This is a genomic window from Rhizobium sp. C4, assembly GCF_021026315.1.
Taxonomy (GTDB): Bacteria; Pseudomonadota; Alphaproteobacteria; order Rhizobiales; family Rhizobiaceae; genus Ensifer_A.
Genome location: NZ_JAJNCX010000002.1, coordinates 537598 through 553702, shown reverse-complemented (window position 1 = coordinate 553702; position 16105 = coordinate 537598). Strand labels below are relative to the sequence as shown.

General features: G+C 64.0%; 13 protein-coding genes. 5 read left to right on the top strand and 8 right to left on the bottom strand.

The genetic code is table 11. The features are described 5' to 3' along the window. Window positions 1–3 precede the first annotated feature (3 nt). From LQK84_RS06080 to LQK84_RS06060, 5 genes are all read right to left on the bottom strand, one after another. On the bottom strand, window positions 4–1077 hold the full coding sequence (locus LQK84_RS06080; RefSeq protein ID WP_230827790.1) for a CobW family GTP-binding protein: 1074 nt from the start codon (window positions 1075–1077) through the stop codon (window positions 4–6). Window positions 1078–1087: 10 nt separating this feature from the next. Continuing rightward, complete coding sequence (locus LQK84_RS06075) at window positions 1088–2476, bottom strand: amidohydrolase family protein (protein WP_230827789.1); 1389 nt, start codon at window positions 2474–2476, stop codon at window positions 1088–1090. A 17-nt stretch (window positions 2477–2493) separates the two neighbouring features. Then, window positions 2494–4989: an ATP-binding cassette domain-containing protein gene (locus LQK84_RS06070; RefSeq protein WP_230827788.1), complete on the bottom strand. Its 2496-nt coding sequence runs from the start codon at window positions 4987–4989 to the stop codon at window positions 2494–2496. Between the two features lie 2 nt (window positions 4990–4991). Beyond that, the gene (locus LQK84_RS06065; RefSeq protein ID WP_230827787.1) at window positions 4992–5996 is read right to left on the bottom strand and encodes an ABC transporter permease; all 1005 of its coding nucleotides are present in this window, start codon (window positions 5994–5996) and stop codon (window positions 4992–4994) included. Between the two features lie 67 nt (window positions 5997–6063). Next, complete coding sequence (locus LQK84_RS06060) at window positions 6064–7179, bottom strand: substrate-binding domain-containing protein (RefSeq protein ID WP_230827786.1); 1116 nt, start codon at window positions 7177–7179, stop codon at window positions 6064–6066. Window positions 7180–7565: 386 nt separating this feature from the next. Here LQK84_RS06060 and LQK84_RS06055 point away from each other — a divergent pair, with 386 nt between their 5' ends. The 4 genes from LQK84_RS06055 (at window position 7566) to nadC (ending at window position 11904) form a co-directional block, all read left to right on the top strand. Further along, window positions 7566–8468, top strand: a complete 903-nt coding sequence (locus tag LQK84_RS06055) for an NUDIX hydrolase (protein WP_230827785.1) — start codon at window positions 7566–7568, stop codon at window positions 8466–8468. A 66-nt stretch (window positions 8469–8534) separates the two neighbouring features. Next, a complete protein-coding gene (nadA, locus tag LQK84_RS06050; protein ID WP_230827784.1) occupies window positions 8535–9506 on the top strand; it encodes a quinolinate synthase NadA in 972 nt (323 codons plus the stop codon). Next, the gene (locus tag LQK84_RS06045; protein WP_230827783.1) at window positions 9503–11044 is read left to right on the top strand and encodes an L-aspartate oxidase; all 1542 of its coding nucleotides are present in this window, start codon (window positions 9503–9505) and stop codon (window positions 11042–11044) included. The genes nadA and LQK84_RS06045 overlap by 4 nt, the downstream gene beginning before the upstream one ends. 11 nt (window positions 11045–11055) lie before the next feature. Beyond that, window positions 11056–11904 (top strand): carboxylating nicotinate-nucleotide diphosphorylase, encoded by an 849-nt coding sequence (nadC, locus tag LQK84_RS06040; protein ID WP_230827782.1) that lies wholly within the window; start codon window positions 11056–11058, stop codon window positions 11902–11904. A gap of 262 nt (window positions 11905–12166) precedes the next feature. Here nadC and LQK84_RS06035 read toward each other — a convergent pair whose 3' ends face one another. The 3 genes from LQK84_RS06035 to LQK84_RS06025 are packed head-to-tail and all read right to left on the bottom strand — an operon-like array spanning window position 12167 to window position 15022. Beyond that, the gene (locus LQK84_RS06035) at window positions 12167–13048 is read right to left on the bottom strand and encodes an intradiol ring-cleavage dioxygenase (RefSeq protein ID WP_230827781.1); all 882 of its coding nucleotides are present in this window, start codon (window positions 13046–13048) and stop codon (window positions 12167–12169) included. A gap of 52 nt (window positions 13049–13100) precedes the next feature. Beyond that, window positions 13101–14162 carry a maleylacetate reductase gene (locus LQK84_RS06030; protein ID WP_230827780.1) on the bottom strand — a complete coding sequence of 354 codons (1062 nt, stop codon included), beginning with the start codon at window positions 14160–14162 and terminating at the stop codon, window positions 13101–13103. Then, entirely contained in the window at window positions 14159–15022 is an 864-nt protein-coding gene (locus tag LQK84_RS06025; protein ID WP_230827779.1) for a dioxygenase family protein, read from the bottom strand. Before LQK84_RS06025 ends, LQK84_RS06030 begins: the two co-directional genes overlap by 4 nt. 93 nt (window positions 15023–15115) lie before the next feature. Here LQK84_RS06025 and LQK84_RS06020 point away from each other — a divergent pair, with 93 nt between their 5' ends. After that, window positions 15116–16066 carry a LysR family transcriptional regulator gene (locus LQK84_RS06020; RefSeq protein ID WP_230827778.1) on the top strand — a complete coding sequence of 317 codons (951 nt, stop codon included), beginning with the start codon at window positions 15116–15118 and terminating at the stop codon, window positions 16064–16066. Window positions 16067–16105: the final 39 nt, after the last annotated feature.

The window sequence follows — 16105 nt, the reverse complement described above, 5'->3', positions numbered from 1 at the left end:
CTTTCAGGCAAAAATTCGTGCGTCTTCCCGGTCCAGCCGGGGTTCATTCGGCACGCGACAGCGCGAAAGCGCCTCCTCGATCTCGCGGGCCGCATTTTCAGTGCCGGCCAACCCGATCAGCACGAGGCGGGTCTCGGCCTCGCCGTCCCAGTTCCTGAGCCGTATCGGTCTGTGGAAGTGCCGGTTGATGCCGTGAATGACGAGCGGGCGGGGATCATCCAAGGTATTGATCACACCTTTGGTCCTCAGGATCGCCTCGCCATAGCGATCATAGATCGCGCGCATAAGCATTTCGGCGCGCGGCCAGTCGAGCGCGCCGTCCAAGCGGATCGTCCAGGTCCCCACGGTCGCCTCATGCGCCCAGGGCGGTGTGGCGATCGCGGATGAAAACCAGCGGATGCTGCTCGCCCGTTCGGCCAGGCTTTCGCGGGCCGAGAGGAAAATCCGTGCCACCGCGCGATCCGCCGAAACTTCGGCCGTTGCGTTCAACGACAGAACCTTCGCTGCCGCCTGATCTGCCGCCGCATCGCCGGCCAGATCGGTCTTGGTGAGCAGCACCGTGTCGGCAAGCGCAATCTGCCGGTAGCCCACTGCGTCGCGGGCAAGAAGCCCCTCGCCGAACATGGTGTCGAAAAGACAGAGCACGCCGCCATAACGCAGGCTTGCGCGCAATTGCGGATCGAAGCAGACCTGACGGGCAATCGGCCCGGGATCGGCGGCCCCGCTCGTTTCGATCAGAATGCGCGCGATCTGCGTCTCGCCGGCGCGGGCCCGCTGCAGCAATTGCCGGATTGCGTTGGCGAGATCGGTGCCGCGGCCGCAGCAAAGGCAACCGTTGGAGAGAAGAACGACATCGTCCCCTTGCGCGTCGGCAAGCACCGTCTGGTCAATGCCGGCTTCGGCCAGCTCGTTGACGATGACGGCGGTCCCCGCCATGGCCGGATCACCCAGCAGCTCGGCAATCAGCGTCGTCTTGCCGCTGCCGAGATAGCCCGTGACGATGAACACGGGGACGCGGGCGGCGGGGTTAACCGCCGCCGCACCCAGATCCGCCTGCTGAACGGGAGGTTTCAGCAAAGCCAGACCCTCAGAATTCCGACTCTTCCGCAGCCTCGAAGGGCCGCGGCAGCCAGGAGCCGTCGGTCGGCACGCCAGCGCGTTCGAAGAGCGCGTCACGCGCCGCATCAACCCGCTTGCGCAGCGACAGCACATCGACGTCGAGCAGCTTGCCGTGCCGCTTGCGCGCCTTGCCGGCCACGAAGACCGAGTCGATATTGCCGACATGGGCGGCTTCGACGACCGCGCCAGGCGCATGGTTGATCGGGAACATGTTCAGGCTGTTGGTGTTGATCAGCAACAGGTCGGCCTGCTTGCCCTTGGTGAGCGAGCCGGTCTTGTGGCCAAGGCCGCAGGCAATCGCACCGCGCAGGGTCGCAAATTCCAGCACATCACGCGTCATCAGCGGCAGCGGATCGACCGTGCGCTTTTCGCGGAGCGCAATATCGTTGACCACCGAGCGCGTGCCCGAAAGCAGCGCGCGCATGGCGTTGAACATGTCGCCGGCCACCGTCGTCACGATGTCGATGGAGATCGACGGGCGAACACCGAACTGCAGGAGCTTCAGCGTTGCCGGGAAGCCATGGCCCATGTTGAGCTCAAGGTCCGGCGAGATCGAGGCCGTGCCGCCCGTATCGGCCATCAGCTTGAAGTCCTCGTCATGCAGCGTCGTGCAATGGACATAGGTCGTGTCGTCGGCCAGAAGGCCACGGTCATTCAGCTGCACGAGCGGCTTGTTCATGCCCCAGAGCCCATCGCCCACATGAACGGTGATGCGCAGCCCAAGTTCGCGCGCCTTGCGGAAGTCCTCTTCGGTGACATCGAGCGTGGCAAACTGCGGGCCACGGGCGGCGAAAGCCATGGTCACCAGACCATCGTCAGAAGCAAAATGCGTGTCGCGGACGCGCTTCACATCTGCAAAATCGGACGGCAGGCTGCTGACGGGAACCCATTCGCGGTTCGAATTGCCATAGCCGAACACGGCACGCATGCCGGCATCCTTCAGGCCGCGAACGGCAGCGTCCGAGTGATCCGGCGAATTGTTGTTGTGCGACCAGTCGTAGAGCGTCGTGATACCGGCATCGAGCGCTTCCAGCGAACCCAAAAGGTTGGCGACATACATGTCGTCCGGCGTGTAGAGATCGCCCATCACGCCGCGAACGCCCGCGAAATATTGCGCCAGCGTCCAGTCCGCACCCGTCGAGCGCAGCAGCGACTGCCAGGTGTGGCGGTGCGTATCAACGAAACCGGGGGTCGCGATCATCGCGGAGGCGTCAATCGTTTCGTCTGCCGTTGCCTCGATGCTCGGGCCGATATCGGCGATCTTGTCATCCTTGATCAGGATGTCGCCGCGATGCAGTTCGCCGACTGCCGGGTCCATGCTGAGAATGTTTGCGCCTTTGATCAATATGGTCGACATGGAATGCTCCTCACCTATTATCCGTGGTTGCGGCTCTGGCCGCGAAGTTGCGAGAATACCGCCGCACCCGCGATGATCGCGGCGCCGATCAGCCATTGCTGCCAGGCGGTATCGATGTTGAGAAAGGTTGTCACGTTCAGCGTCACCTGCACGAGCAGGCACGCCATCAGGATCGACGCTACAGACAATCGTCCGCCGGCAATACTCGCGCCGCTGATGACGAAGGCCGTGATCCCCATCAATGTATACTCCGTGCCGGTGCTGGCCGAGCCCGTGCCGATCTGCGCAGCAAGCAGCAGACCGGCTGCGCCCGAGAACAGGGCACTGAGCCCATAGGCAACGAAGGTCACCCGACCGGTCCGGATGCCCAGGCGACGCGCGACAGCCGCATCCGAGCCCCAGGCCCGCATGCTGCGGCCGAGGCGCGAGGTGCGAAGCAGGACGCCGATCGCAATCGCCGCGACGAGGGCGAGGAGAAGACCGAGCGGTACGCCGAAGACCGGTGCTGCAACGGCATCCATGTAGTCGAAGCTGATATTGCCGGCAGGCTCCGGCCGCAGCAGCAGCGATATACCGCCGATCGCGACATAGGTTGCGAGCGTCACGACAATCGGCGGCAGGCCGAGCGCGAGGATCGTTGCGGCGTGGAAGAGGCCAACGAAGAGCGCAATCGCCAGACACGCGGCGATGCTGAGCGCCAGATTGCCGCCGTCATTGGTGATGAGAAAGGAGGCGAGCACGACCATCAGGCCGGCAAGCGGCCCGGAGGAAAGATCGATCCCGCCAATCGAGAAGACCGCCGCCTGACCGATTGCGATGAAGGCCAGGATGGCGAGAAGGCTCGCCAGACCCGACAGGTTCTGCTCGGTCAGATAATAGGGATTGATGACGGTTGCGGCCGCCATGATGGCGAACGTGACGAGCCCGACCGGAACGATCGGCGCGAGATCGCCCTTCAGGAAGCGCGACAATCTGGTCGACTGCGCCCTGACCGTCGCATCGGAACCGCTGCCGCCACCGGAAATCATCGCGGCGGCAATGCGGGTTTCGGCAACGTCATCGCCGTCGAGCGTCGCGGCAATGCGTCCGCCCGAGAACACATGAACCCGGTCGCACAGTCCCTGCAGCTCCAGCGCATCGGAACAGAGGACCAGCACGGCCGTGCCCTCGGCGGCGAGCTTGCGCAGCGCCTGGTAGATTTCGAAGCGCGCACCGACATCGACGCCCTTGGTCGGCTCGTCGACGAGGAGCACGCGCGGATTGGCCGCGAGTTCGCGCGACAGCAGAAGTTTCTGCTGGTTGCCGCCGGAAAGCTGGGCCGGCGTCGCGCTGATGCCGGAGGCCTTCACCGCGAAACGCTCCATCATCTCGCCCGCAACGGCAGCTTCGCGTGCCGGCGAAATCAGCCAGTTGCGCAGGATCTGCGGCAGGATCGGCACCGTCAGGTTTTCCGACAGGGGAAGCGTCTTGAACAGGCCTTCGGCGTGACGGTCGTCGGTGATGAAGCCGATGCGGCTCGCCACGGCCCGCGCGCGGTCGCCGCTTTCGATCTTCTCGCCCTCGCAATGCACCGTCCCCGAAGAGACGGACTGGAGGCCTGCAAGCGCGCGCAGGAAGGCGCGCTGCCCCTGCCCCTCGATGCCGGCAAGCCCGACAATCCGACCCGCAGGAAGCTGCATCGAAATGTCATCGAAACCGTCGCCGCTCAGGCGGTCGACTGTCAGCATGACGGGACCGTCATGCGGTGTCTTTTCCGGGAACAGCCGGTTCATCGTGCGCCCGGCGATCATCGCGACAATCGTGTCCTCGCGGACCTCGGCGCGCGGCATGGTGCCGATATGCCGGCCATCGCGGATCACGGTCACGATGTCGGCAAGGTCAAGCACTTCGCGCAGCCGGTGGGAGATATAGACGATGGCGACGCCGCGGGCGGCACAGCTGCGCAGAAGCGCAAACAGCCGCTCCACCTCGCCCTTGCCGAAGGGCTCAGTCGGCTCATCGAGGATCAGCGCGCGCGGCTTCAAGAGCAGCGCCTTGGCGATTTCCACCACATGCCATTGCGCGATCGTCAGTTCCGAGAGCCGGTCATCGGGATGGATCGACATGCCGCCAGCGGCGATCTCGGCCAAGGCCGCAGCCACCTCTTCAGCGGCCGGCAGGCCAGCATCAAGGCCAAGAGCAATGTTTTCGCGCACCGTCAGATCCGGTGCCAGCGCCGGGTGCTGATGGACGACGGCGACACCGAGGCGGCGCATGGCCGCCGGCGATGCGTCGGCAACAGTGCGCCCCTCGAAGACGATTTCGCCTTCATTGGCGCGCACGACGCCGGAGGCCACGTTGATGAGCGTCGACTTGCCGGCACCGTTTTCGCCGACGATGGCATGGATCTGGCCGGGGATGAGCGACAGGCTCACATCCTTCAGCGCCGTGACCGCACCATAGGTCTTGGTCACATTGCGCAATTCCATGACGGGACGGAGCGCTGCTTCCGCATCGCGGGGGTTGGACATCATGTTCATCTTCCCATCCACCGGGGCAGGATTGCGTGGACACTGGCGCCGACGATGACGATGACGCCCTGCAGGATATATTGAGCGGAGCGCTCGAGGCCGGCGGCGATCAGCATCTGGCCGAGCTGTGTCATGAAGATCGCGCCGATGACCGTGGCGACGGGGCTTGCCCGCCCGCCCAGCAGCGAACTGCCGCCGATGACCACCGCCGCAACGGTTGCCAGCAGATAGGTCTGCCCGACATTGAGGTTGGGCACTTTCAGAAGCCCGGCGAGCAGGATGCCGGCCAGCGCGTAAAGCACGGCGGCAAGCACATAGGAGCCGATCTCGTAGCGTTCCGTGCGGATGCCGGCGGCGCGCGCGGCTGCACTGTTGGTGCCCGAGAGGACGAAACGGCGCCCGACGATCGTGCGGTTGAGGACGATGGCGACGACGGCTGTCACGAGGATGAGCGCCAGAACCGTGTTCGGAAGCCCGAAGGTTCTCCCGAGCGCAAAGGTGTCGAGAAGACCCGGCGCATTGCCCGGAATGCCGTTCGACAGCCAGAGAACGAAGCCCATCAGAACCGCATTCATGCCGATCGTGGTGACCAGCGGGGCGATCCGCAGGCGAACGATCAGGAGACCGTTGATCGCCCCTGCCGCTGCAGCCGTCACAATGGCGAGCAGGCAGCGCCCGAGAACGGTTCCGAGCGGCGCGGCATCGGGCAATTGATAGGTCGCCAGCACGCAGACCAGCGAAATGATGCCGCCCGCCGAAAGGTCGAGCCCCTTCTGCTGGATGACCAGCTGCTGGCCAATGGCAGCCACGCCCAGGATCGCGGCGAAGGGCAGCATGGCATAGAGCGCTGGATAGGACAGCGAACTCGGCGCGAGCACGGCCGAGACCAGGATCAGCACGACAACGGCGCCAAGCGCAAGGCCATCGCCGCTGGCGAGCCAGCGCGTGATGGCCGAAAGCGGCGATGCGGAGAGCCCGCCGGCTTGCGCGCGTCCATCCAGACTGTTCATGACCCCTCCCGATCCGTTGTTCGGCGACGTGTGGTGCGGGCCGCCGGAGCGGCCCGCATGGTTCAGCTCACTTGAAGAGCGCCTTCAGTTCCTCGACCGTCAGGCCGGAGGAGAGCAGCGCATCGGACGGCAGTGACTTGTCGCAGGCCGGCTGCAGCTTGGGATCGGACGAGAAGCTGTCTTCGACCAGCGGCAGTTCGATGATCGACGGTTCCGTGTTGTCGATGCCTTCAGCCGCCGCGACGCCCTTGCGCAGCGCCAGGCGGACGATCCAGTTGCGGCCCGAAATGTTGCCCATCTGGAAGTTCGGGTTGTCTGCCTTGTGTTCCTGCCAGAAGCAGCCGAGTTCGTTGGCGTCCTGCGCCGCCCAGAGCGGCACCTTGCGGCCGGCAGCGACAAAGGCGCGCAGCGCGCCCATCGAGCCGAGACCGTAGTCCGAATAGACGGCGTCGATCTGCGGATACTTTGCCAGCAGGCCGGACATGACGCGCTGCGTTTCGGCCGGATCCCAGTTGGTCGTCACCGGACCTTCGAGCACCTTGATGTCGGGGTACTTGGCGAAGACTTCCTTCCAGCCGACAGCTTCGGCAGCCGATGTCGGGTTGCCGGGCGTGCCGCCGAGAACGATGACATTGCCCTTGCCCTTCAGGTGGTCGGCAATCCACTGCGCCTTGACGCGACCATTGGCGTCGACGCTTTCGGTGGCGACCATTTCGAAGTCCTTGCCACGTTCACCGGGGAAGTTGGCACCGACCATGTAGGGGATGACGATCGCGCCGGCAGCCGTGGCCTTGCGCATGGCGCGGACAACCGCTTCACCGCCATCGGGGAACACGAGGATGACGTCGAACTTCTGCGCGACGAGGCCCTGGATGTCGGAAATCGCCTTCTGCACATTGCCCTGCGCATCCGTGTAGCGCACTTCGGTGATGTTCGGGCACTTCTTGGCCTCGGCCTCGAATTCGGCGCGGGTGATCTTGCGCCAGGAATTCGCGCCATAGCCGTCAGCCAGCGCCACCTTGATCTTCTTGGTGCCGCAGAACTTGGACATGTCCTGCAAGTCCGCCGGCTTGCCGACCTTGTCCTTGGCAAGCTCGACCGCACCGGCATTCATCGAAAACATGGAAACGGATGCTGCCAGTGCCAGCATCATGCGCGCATCGCGCAGAAACTTGAAATTCATTGTCTTCTCTCCTCCACGACCGTCCCGGACGGCCACCGAACCCTTCACGACGTTCAAGATGCAAAGGCGCCGGATGTGTCTGTCTCGGATCAATCCAAGTCTGCCGTCAGACCGGCAGTTTCTCCCCACATTCGGCAGCACCTCCTCCGCCATGAGAAATTCTTGGCCCACGGGACCCGCGGATTCCATATGAGGTTTATCCATTATGGATATGTTGGATGGGCTTGCCGCTAATATACAGCCGCGAAGCGAAGGGCTGGAACACCACCCTCGGCATCGGCCCTGCGTCGCCGGCGGCGCAAGAATTTCCGTTTCTCCGCCGGGATTCTCTGCTACTCACTGGCAGATTGCTCAACACACGAAATTTGCCGAAGGATTGGTTGCCCTTGAAGGATGCGCTCGCCCAAGCCGAACTGATCGCCGTGCTGACCGCCGTCACCAATGACGAACCGCGCGTGATGACGGTGAGCAAGGGCGAGGCGCTGCCATCCGGCCCCTTTGAGGTCGAGCATCGCAGCCTGCAGGCGGGCCTTCGCGAATGGGTGAACGAGCAGACCGGTCATCCGCTCGGCTATCTGGAACAGCTCTATACCTTTGCCGACCGCGACCGCTCGCCCAAGGACAAGGCGCAGCGTACCATTTCGATCAGCTATCTCGGCCTCGTCCGCGAACAGGCCGCCCCCGGCGCCGGCGCGCCCGGCTGGCACGGCTGGTATGAGTACTTTCCCTGGGAGGATCATCGCGAGGGGCGACCGGATGCGCTGGCGGGGATATCCGAAGCGCTCAATGCCTGGGCCGCCGCCGATCCGACCCGCCGCGACAACCGCCAGAAGCGCATCGACCTCTGCCTCGGGCTGAACGGCGCGCCCTGGAACGAAGAACTCGCCCTGCAGCGCTACGAACTGATGTTCGAGGCGGGGCTGGTTGCCGAAGCCGGCGCGGAGCCCGGAGCTGACGCCGGCCGATCGATGTTTGCCGACCATCGCCGGATCCTGGCAACAGCGATCACGCGGCTGCGCGCCAAGATCAAATACCGCCCGGTGGTCTTCGAGCTGATGCCTGCCAACTTCACCCTCTCCCACTTGCAGCACACGGTCGAGGCCCTGGCGGGGCTCGCACTCCACAAGCCGAACTTCCGCCGGCTTATCGACCAGCAGGAACTGATCGAGGAAACCGGCGAGGTCTCCAGCGAAACCGGTGGCCGTCCGGCCAAGCTCTACCGCTATCGCCGCGCCATCCTCGAAGAGCACGCCCTTTCCAGCACAAGACTGCCACTGTCGCGCAATTGACATATACTCAAAACGAGTATATCCCTGCGTTCAACATATACTCAAACTGAGTAAAAGGGATGCGCCATGAATACGATGCCCTCCATGTCCGCGCTTTACGAGCGCGTCGCCCGCGTGATGCCGAAGGCCGAATGGCTTTCGCATGAGGAGGACGTCGCCGCGATCCTCGAGCTCAAGAAGAAACGCAACGCCGTCATTCTGGCGCATAACTATCAGACACCGGAAATCTTCCACGGCGTCGCCGACATTGTCGGCGACAGTCTGGCACTGGCCCGCAAGGCGGCAGAGGTCGATGCGGATGTCATCGTGCTTGCCGGCGTGCATTTCATGGCCGAGACGGCGAAGCTGCTTAACCCATCCAAGACAGTACTGATCCCCGACATGGGCGCGGGCTGCTCGCTGGCGGACTCGATCACGCCGGAAGATGTCGCCCTGCTGCGCCAGGCCCATCCGGGCGTGCCGATCATCACCTATGTGAACACGTCCGCCGCCGTCAAAGCGGCCTCCGATATCTGCTGCACTTCGGGGAACGCGAAAAAGGTGGTCGAATCGCTCGGCGTGCCGCGCGTCATCATGATCCCGGACGAGTATCTCGCGCAGAATGTTGCTCGCGAGACCGATGTCGAGATCATCGCCTGGCACGGCCATTGCGAGGTACATGAACTCTTTACCGCCCAGGATATCCGCGACCTGCGCGAGGCCCATCCGGGGGTCGTCGTGCTCGCCCATCCGGAGTGCCCGCCGGACGTGGTCGCCGAGGCCGATTTCGCCGGCTCGACCGCCGTCATGTCCGACTATGTCGGCATCAACAAGCCCGCCCGCGTCGTGCTTTTGACGGAATGCTCGATGAGCGACAATGTCGCCGTCGACCACCCGGATGTCGACTTCGTCCGCCCCTGCAATCTCTGCCCGCACATGAAGCGCATCACGCTCGGCAATATCCGCAAGGCGCTGGAGGAAAACCTTCACGAGGTCACCGTCGACCCGGACATCGTCGCCCCGGCCCGCCTCGCCGTTGAGAGGATGCTCGCCGTATGACCGCCCTTCTCGACAGGCTCGCCGGACGCGTCGCTGTCGTTGGCAGCGGCATTGCCGGACTGGTGACGGCGCTGAGCCTTGCCCCGCAACCCGTCGTGCTTCTGACGCGCGCAGGTCTTGGCGGCGAAAGCTCCAGCGGCTGGGCGCAGGGCGGGATTGCGGCCGCACTTGCCGCCGGTGACAGCACCGACCTGCATCTTGCCGACACGCTGGCCGCCGGCGACCGCCTCTGCGACGAAGCCGCAGCGCGCGCCATCCTTTCCGATACGGCATCCGCCATCGACGCGCTGGAACGTTTCGGCGTCCGGTTCGATCGGCTGGCCGATGGCGCGCTGCAATTCGGCCTCGAAGCCGCCCATTCGCGACACCGGATCATCCACGCCAATGGCGACGGCACGGGTGCCGCCATCATCCGCGCGCTCAGCACCGCCGTTCGCGCCTGCCCGTCAATCACCGTTCTCGCCGGCATTGAAGTTCGCCGCCTGCTGACGACCGAGGGTGCGATCTCCGGCCTCATCTGCGCCGGCCCCAATGGCACCTTCGTGCTGCCGACAACGCGGGCCGTACTGGCGACCGGCGGGCTTGGCGGGCTTTACGACGCAAGCACCAATCCGGCCGGCAATTTCGGCCAGGGCGTCATGCTGGCCGCCCGCGCGGGCGCCGAACTGCGCGACATGGAATTCGTGCAGTTCCACCCGACGGCGCTGGCAACCGATCGACGTCCGCTGGCGCTGGTCAGCGAGGCGGTACGCGGCGAAGGCGCGATCCTGCTCAACGAACGCGGCGAACGTTTTCTGGCCGGAACGCCCGGCGCGGAGCTTGCGCCCCGCGATGTTGTGGCGCGCGCCATCGGACGCGAAATCGCCCGTGGCGGCAAGGTCTATCTGGATGCGCGGCAGGCGCTCGGCGCCCGTTTCGCCGAACGTTTCCCGCTGATCCATCAGCTTTGCGCCGAAGCCGGCATCGACCCGGCGCGTGAACTCATTCCCGTCCGCCCGGCCGCGCATTACCACATGGGCGGCGTGGTGACGGATATTGCCGGGCGCAGCACGATCGAGGGACTATGGGTCGTTGGCGAAGCGGCCTGCACGGGCCTGCACGGCGCCAACCGGTTGGCGAGCAACTCGCTGCTGGAAGGCACGGTGATGGGACTTCGCGCCGCCCAGGATATCGCCGGCCGTCCCGAGCCAGCCGTCAGAACCGCGCCCGACGTCAAGTCTGTCGCCTCGCCCGACCTCCGCCAGGTTCGCAGCATTGCCTCCCGCGATCTCTCGGTCGTTCGCGACCGGACCGGGCTCGACCGTGCCATCGCCGGCCTTCTGCCGATGGCGGCAAGTGCGGGTCCCTCGTCCGATCCGGCACTTGTTGCGCTTTCGATCGCCGTTTTCGCCCGCCTCAGAGACGAATCGCGCGGCGCGCATGCCCGCAGCGATTTCCCCGAAACACATGCAAAGGCCGAACGCCGCACCATGACGCTTGCCGCGATCATGGACGCCGCACACCGGCTGAACACACCCATGCTGGCGCAAAGCGCATAAGGAGCCCCTTCATGTTTCTGTCTCCCCTGCCGCGCGTCATCGTCGAACCCGTCGTGCGCGCCACGCTTCTCGAAGATCTGGGCCTTGCCGGCGACATCACATCAACCGCCGTCATTCCGGCAGATCACCGCTCGCGTTTCGTCATGGCCGCCCGCAAGCCGGGCGTGATCGCGGGGCTCGATATCGCAAGGCTGGCCTTCGAACTGGTCGATCCCGCCATCACGACGACAGCACATATCGCCGATGGCGCACGCGTCGCACCCGGCGATATCATTGCCACGATCGAGGGCCCCTCGCGGGGGCTGCTCACCGGCGAGCGCACGGCGCTGAACTTCCTCGGCCATCTGTCGGGCATTGCGACGGTTACCGCCGGCATTGTCGATGCGGTCGCCGGCACGAAGGCGGCTGTCGTCTGCACGCGCAAGACAACGCCGGGGCTCCGCGCGTTCGAAAAATACGCCGTGCGCGCCGGCGGCGGCATGAACCACCGCTTTGCGCTCTACGATGCCGTGCTGATCAAGGACAATCACATCGCGATTGCGGGAAGCGTTGCCGAGGCCATTTCCCGCGCGAAAGCCAATGTCGGCCACATGGTGAAGATCGAGGTCGAGGTGGATACGCTCGACCAGCTGCGCGAGGCAATGGAGATCGGCGTTGACGCCGTCCTCCTCGACAACATGTCGCCGGCCCTCTTGAAGCAGGCGGTCGAATTCGTCGCCGGCCGGGCCATCACCGAAGCCTCGGGCGGCATCACGCCGGACACGGCGGCCGCCATTGCCGCAAGCGGCGTCGATCTCCTGTCGATCGGCTGGATCACGCATAGCGCGCCCTGCCTCGATATCGGGCTCGATTCGCTCTAACTGAAATCTGGGCAAAAAAAGTGGGCCAGCGGAAACCGCGGCCCATTAGGTGTGAAGGTAAATTAAACCTCCAGAGGGGAACAGCTGATGCAACGGCACTGGGAGGAGGCCGCGAACGCATCAACTGCAGGCATAATGCCTGATTTTTGGACAAACGCAATCTAATTATTGTGCAATGCAGCTATGCGCCTGCTGCACTGCATGCAGATGCATCCAATGCTGGAGCGCAAACCGGCCCTGAATTCAAAGGGCCGGCCTTGCATCAGCGCTTTTCGGCAAGCACGAAATCGTGCTTCACATCCCAGAATTCGCCTTCGAATCCATAGGCTTGCGCCCGGTCAGCGTCTGTCGTCCGGTCGAATTTCGCCAGCAGGCTTTCCTTCACGCCGAACACCGCGTCCGAATTGATATACGGATCATCCGGATCGAAAATATGCGTCGTGAGGGTTTCAAAGCCATCGGCCTTGATGATGTAGTGCAGATGCGCCGGCCGATAGGGATGGCGGCCGAGCGCGCGCAGCAGCTGCCCGACCGGGCCGTCATCCGGGATAGGATAGAATTTCGGCTTCACCGCGCGGAACCAGTAGCGACCATCCGGACCCGTCTTGAAGACGCCGCGCAGGTTGAAGTCCGGCTGCAGGCCCTTCTGCTGGACATCATAGAAGCCTTCGTCATTGGCCTGCCAGACGTCGATGACGGCGCCCTCGATCGGCTTGCCCTTCGTGTCGAGGATGCGCCCCTCGATGAACATGTCCTCGCCCTTCTGGTCGAGGCAGATATTGGCGCCCATTTCGAGAAGCGGTGCGCCCTCGACATGGAACGGCCCGAGCACGGTCGATTCCGAGGCGCCGGAGGGTTTGCGGTTGTTGATCGCGTCGACCAGCATCGAAACGCCGAGAATGTCGGAGAACAGGATATATTCCTGCCGCCATTCATTGCAGATCTGGCCGGTCTTGGTCAGGAACATGATGGCTTCGAACCACTCGTCCTGCGTCGGCTCAAGCTCCTTGACCGCCTCATGCAGCTTGCGGGTAATGACGTCCATCACCTGCCTGAGGCGCGGATTTTCCGCATTGGCATTGCGCCCCGTCACCACCTCGACGGAATTCTCCTCCGTGAAGAAGCCTTTCTCATGCGCTTCCATGTCTCTTCCCTTCCCTGTGTTCCAAATTCTTGTCTGATCCCGGCAGCGTCACTCAGTTCGCCGGCCGGTTGCCCTCCCAGGCGTCCTGCAGGAGCTGGCGGATCGACGCTCGGTCGATCGGTCGCGGGTTCCAGTAGGGGTTTTCCGCCGCGATATCCGCCGCCTTTTCGAGATCGGCTTCGCTAAGCCCGATCTCCTTCAGCGACAGCGGCGAGCCGAGGCTCTTCGCGAAATCGTAAAGCGCCGCACCCGCGCTTGCCCCGAATATCTCGCCGATCGGCGCCAGCAACTCCGGCACCGCGACATTATTGTAGGCTGTCGTATAAGGCAGCATGATCGCATGCGTTTCGGCATGCGGCGTATCGAAACTGCCGCCCAGCGTGTGGCAGATCTTGTGATGCAGCGCCATGCCGACCGTGCCGAGCACCGTGCCGGCGAGCCAGCAGGCATATTGCGCTTCCGCGCGCAGATCGAGATTGCGGGGCTCCGCAATCAGGCCCGGCAGGGATGCCTTGAAGCTGCGGAAGGATTCGACCGCCATCATCGTCGAGATCGGATTGCGATCCCGCGCATAAAGCCCCTCCATCGAATGGGCCATGGCATTGAGCGCACTGGCCACGGTCATCGGGATGGGCAGACCGAGCGTCAGCTCGGGATCGTAGATGACGACATCCGGCAGGACCTTCATGTCGCGGATCGTGGTCTTGCGACCATTTTCCGTCTGCCCGAGGATCGGCGTCACTTCCGAACCCGCATAGGTCGTCGGGATGGTGATCTGCGGCACGCCTGTTCTCAGCGCAATCGCCTTTCCGAGCCCGGTGGTCGAGCCGCCGCCAAAGGAGATGACGCAGTCGGCCTTTGCCGCTTCCAGCGCCTTGACCGCTGTCTCCGTCACATCGACGGGCGTATGCATGACTGCCCCGCTGAAGCAGCCGGCAGAGAGTGCACCAAGCGTCTGCGACAAGGCCTCCGCGTCGCCCGCCTGATGCGGGGTGGACAGAACCAGCGCGCGCGACCGGCCAAGCTTTTCGACCCAGGCGCCCGCCTCCGTGCGCCTGCCCGCACCGAAAACAACGGTGGCGGGGTTGGACTGATAGACGAAGTCTCGGCTCATCGGGATATCTCCTCAAGCGTCCTCACCATGACGAACGTGCAGTCCAGCTCGCACTGCCCCTCGCCATGCGTGAAGGATTTCACAAGTTCGGGTTTGACGGCAAACAGCGGGTCATTGGCAAGATGCGGATCGTCGGCATCGAAGATATGGGTGGTGATCGTCTCGAAACCGTCGGCAGAGACATGAAACTGCAGATGGGCCGGTCGCCGTGATGGCAAGCCAGCGCGCTTCATCAGCTCGCCGGCGGGTCCATCGAGCGGCACCGGATAGCCCGAGGGCATGATCGTCCGATACTGGAAATGCCCGGCCTCGTCGGTGACAAAACGTCCGCGCAGATTGAATTCCGGCTGATCGTCGGGCTGCTGGTTCTCGTAAAAACCCTGCGCATTGGCCTGCCAGGTGATGATCTCCGCACCCGCAACAGGCTTCCCGTGTAGATCGAGCACGCGCCCGCGAACCGTAAGCGGTTCCCCCTTGCCGTCCAGGCAGATGTCGCTTCCGAGCGGCAGCATGGGCGCATCGGCGCGGAAGAAGGGACCGCGCGGCGTGTTGGGCGTCGCGCCCGCCGGGCGACAGGCGTTCATTTCTTCCACCAGCGCCGAAATGCCCAGAAGATCCGAGATCAGCATCCATTCATCGCGGCGGTCGTGGCTATATTCGCCGATATCCTTGAGAAGAGCGATGAAACCTCGCCACTCTTCGCGCGAGGGCTGAAGCTCGCGCACCAGCGCATGGAGATGGGCAGCGAATGCGATCAGGGTTGACGGCAGCGCCTCACCAGCGCGGTCGCCAAACCGGCTGTCCAGACGATCCAGCGATGAGATCGCGCGACCGCTCGCCGCATCGATAGTCATCGTCATGCAACTCCTCCAACGCATACCTCGATATCGCAAACCTAGCAGCCCTCAAAACAAATTTGATGATTTCTTCGGCGATTTATATAAGCTTCCGCTATGAAGATTGACGAGAAACATCTCCTGCAGCTGGCTGCCGTCGTGCAGGCCGGAGGCGTCGTGGAGGGCGCCGCCCTGCTGGGGCTCACCCAGCCGGCCGTGTCGCGGACGCTCGCCATTCTGGAAAAGCGGGTCGGCGAGCCGCTGTTCGTCAAGGGCCGGCGCCCCCTGCAGCCGACGCCACTCGGGCGGGAACTGGCGCAGCATGGCATGGTCGTCATGACCGCGTCGCGCAAGGCGAGCGAAACGATCGAAAGCTTCAGGCTGGGGCGCAGCGGCGTGGTCCGCGTCGGCGGCACACCGTTTTTCATGGACGGGTTGATTGCCGGCATGGCCGCCGATTTCCTGTCGATCCATGCCGACGTCCGCATCGAGCAGAGCTACGGCTACATTTCCGAGCTCAAGGCGGGACTGGTTTCGGGCCAGATCGACCTTGCCATCTGCCCCATCGATCTGCTTGACGAGGGGTCGGGGCTGGTTGCGCAGGAAATCCTGCCCGGTCGGAACGTGATCGCCTGCCGGGTCACGCATCCCCTGCTGCTGGCACGCAAACTCAAGCCGGCCGCACTTCTCGACTACCCCTGGGTCGCACCACCGCCGACCAGCCCGCTGCTGGCCGACCTCCACAGCCTTCTTCTTTCGCTGGGGGTGACGGAGGCGAAGATCCGCTATTCCGGCGGCTCGCTCATGAACGTCGTGAACTATCTGAAGGGCTCGGATGCGCTGACCATCCTGCCGCATTCGACGGTCTTTTCGATGCGCAACGACCGGTCGATCACCGCATTGCCCCTGCAGATCCCGCATCCGGAGCGGGCGCTGGTTCTGCTGCGGCAGAGGGAGGCCTCGTCCATGCCGGCGGTGGAGAACTTTGCCCGGCATATTGCCCGGCGCTTCGAAGAGTTGCGGCACCTCATCAAGCGCCACGAACAGTCGGTGGTCTGGGGCGGCTGACAGTTGACCAGAAGCAAGTTATGAAGACTTAAGCATTGA